We start from the raw sequence: 264 nt of genomic DNA on the forward strand, positions 1-264 counted from the left end.
AAAACATCGACTGGAAAACAAGGGAAAGAACAAAAGGAAACACCGCAATTTACAGCGGGAGATTCAGACGTTCCACTTACGATTGATGCTTCAAACCCAGTGAAGTTTGTGGATCCAACAACGAATGAACCAACAGACAAAACAGAATTACCAGCAATGAAAGATGGTAAACAAGTGGGAACGTATAAACTAAATCCAACTACAGGAGAAATTACGTTCACGCCAAATAAAGACTTTGTTGGAACACCAGAAGGTGTCACTGTC

The 264-nt window shown here is 40.5% G+C and carries 1 protein-coding gene; it reads left to right on the forward strand.

The features are described from left to right. Positions 1 to 264: hypothetical protein (locus tag ADH99_RS00005; RefSeq protein ID WP_049555910.1), on the forward strand; the 264-nt coding region annotated here is incomplete at both ends.

This window comes from Granulicatella sp. 572.rep1_STHE, assembly GCF_001073445.1.
Lineage (GTDB): Bacteria > Bacillota > Bacilli > Lactobacillales > Aerococcaceae > Granulicatella > Granulicatella adiacens.